Genomic DNA, 2587 nt, shown 5'->3' with positions numbered 1-2587 from the left:
GGGGGGAGTTGAGTATGTGGTGCGGACACGACACGCCGGACCATTTCGCTGCGATTCTTTGATGATGCAACTCGACGATTCATCCTGGCGACGTGGAAAGGTTCGTGGATCCACCCGGTACTCCTATCCCCGTGGATTCCACTATCAANNTCGGAGTTAGTGCTTGCTCATCCGCTAACGAGAAGCCTGTGGCTCATTGAGGTACCCACCCTGAAGCTGGCATCCAAGGAGGATGCTGGCAGAACAAAGTGGTATGTCGAATTCAGGCACGAAAGCATCGACTACCGACTGAGCATGACCGATGATTACTTCTTGCAGCGCCTACGGGGGCAGGGCAAGCTTCACGACGGCCCACGACCAGAAAAGTATGTCTGTATCAGCATCGGCGTATACTTTGAACCCAGGGACGCCCACTACAAGCTGGCTGCTGCAGTCCTACCGTAGACGGGTTCTGACGATACAGACGGTCTGGCTGGTCGGCGTCAGACAGCATTTGTGTGAGCCCGCGCTTGGGCTGTGTCTCTGTTGCGCTTAGTCGCCAGTTGTGGTCTGCATGGCCTCACGCGCTTCGTTGACAGTGGGAACCGAGTTCCTACACTATGCTCAGAGTTGACGCAGCGTCGTCAGCGGTATCAGAAACGGGGCTGGTTGCAGTTGCGGAGGGCGCAATGGGGAAAGTCTGTCCGATTTGTGGCGCAGAGATGGTGGTGCGCACGGCAAAGAGCGGCCCGTATGCCGGGCAACGGTTCTGGGGATGCACGGGGTATCCTCACTGCAGAGGGATTCTGCCGTATGACGGAAACGGAGACGATACGCCGGTGAGCATGGCAGGAGATGTCTATCGCAACGCCGAGCCGATCGATCTGCCAAGGTCCGTCGTCTGCAAAGCGAGAACTACTTCTCAGCAGGTCACTGTGTTCGAGTCGATGGCTGTGCCGGCATCACTGCTCAAGTCGATATGCGACGAAGACCTTTCGCTGGACCCGGCAGTGTGGCAGTACCTCGCCCAGTGGCGGGTCGACTTCCCTGCCAACAATCGCGCGCCTTCACTGGATACCGCCGCCCAACGTGTTCTCGCCGTGCTTGAGAAACTGGTGTTCCGAGGGCGGTTGACGCTGCTGTCTGAGTCGCTTGAGCAAAGGATAGCCCTGTTGTTTGGCATCAGACTACCGAGTGCATTCTCGGTGGAAGATATCACTGGGCTGGTCGAACAATGGCCACTCGAGCTGCCACGTGTTGCGCTGGACAGTCCTACCGAGACAGCCTTCTATGACTCTGTTCTCCGAGTAGCGTCACAGCGCGATCCATGGCTCACCGTGGTCCCTCAAATAGAGATCGCGAGCCTGGTGGAATCTGCCGAATTGTCACCGGACAATACCAGGAGACGCGTGGACTTCATGGTATGGCATCTTGGCAACAAGCGCAAGTTCATTATTGAGATTGACGGAGCTCAACATTCCGACCAGCTGGCTGCCGATGCCGATCGCGATCGGGTCTTGAAAGAGGCAGGCTATGAAGTGCTGCGTATTCCTGCACATCAGGTCATGGCAGGGGCAGGGCCTGAGCAGGAGAACGTGCGAGACCTTCTATTTCAGATGTCGACACCTTTGGTTGAGAAGCCACGATCGGTGCAGACTGTGTACCTCAAGGCGGTCACGGTGGCACACCAAATCCAGGTACTCCTCGTACAAGGGATGAAATACGGACGCCTGTCGCTGACGGAACCAAAGTCCTGGTCTATCAGTACAGACCTGGATCGTCTTGCATGGTTCGATCCAGAAATCACGCACCTGCTCGTCGCTGCGGCGATTGAAGACTTCGTCCGGCTTCTGCGGGCGGTTGCCAGCGTACATGGCTGCACTGTCGGGAAAGGCATGCCGACATGTGCGTTCGAGAATTCTGGTAAGGATGGTTTCACTGGAAGCGCGATGACCATCCTATTTGACCCTCGGTCCGAATCTGGGGAGTCATGCTTTCAACTCCTACCCTGTGCGTTGCCATTCCACGCCTCCATGGCATTCTACTCGCCCGTCGAGCAAGTGACTCCAGCGCTGTCTCCCGCCGACAAAACCCTGCAGTTTCTCCTCCAGTACCTCTTTCGCTTTGAGAAGTTCGGTGACGAACAGCGGGATGCAGTCAAGCGTGTCTTGGCCGGCAAGGACACATTGGCCCTTCTTCCCACCGGAGCAGGCAAGTCCCTGATCTACCAATTCGCATCGTTGCTGCTGCCGGGGAGAACAATCGTCATCGACCCACTTGTCTCACTGATGGATGATCAGGTCGAGGGCCTGAGAGCAAAGGGTATTGACCGTATCACCGCCATCAATAGCAGCACATCGACAACAGTGCGCACCCAATTGATTCAGCTCCTGGGGCAGGGAGAGTATCTCTTTGCCTTCGTGTCGCCTGAACGCTTCCAGATCAAGGAGTTTCGATCAGCGCTGACTTCCCTGACCAGCCACACGTGTGTCTCCGTCATCGTCATCGACGAGGTACACTGCGTCTCTGAGTGGGGACACGACTTTCGTCCGGCGTATCTCAATCTGGGCCGCACTGCCCGCAGGTACTGTGCTGCAGAAGACGGACA

At 56.7% G+C, this 2587-nt stretch carries 2 protein-coding genes; both read left to right on the top strand.

All coding sequences use genetic code 11. The features are described 5' to 3' along the window. Positions 1–159 precede the first annotated feature (159 nt). Positions 160–444 carry a dual OB domain-containing protein gene (locus SMC5_RS11840; RefSeq protein WP_119088198.1) on the top strand — a complete coding sequence of 95 codons (285 nt, stop codon included), beginning with the start codon at positions 160–162 and terminating at the stop codon, positions 442–444. A gap of 224 nt (positions 445–668) precedes the next feature. Then, positions 669–2587: DEAD/DEAH box helicase (locus SMC5_RS10290; RefSeq protein WP_119120613.1), on the top strand; the 1919-nt coding region annotated here is incomplete at its 3' end.

Origin of the sequence: Candidatus Cryosericum odellii (assembly GCF_003570935.1) — a bacterium.
GTDB lineage: Bacteria > Caldisericota > Caldisericia > Cryosericales > Cryosericaceae > Cryosericum > Cryosericum odellii.
The sequence above is the reverse complement of the archived record's forward strand: the minus strand, read 5'-3'. Positions and strand labels throughout refer to the sequence as shown.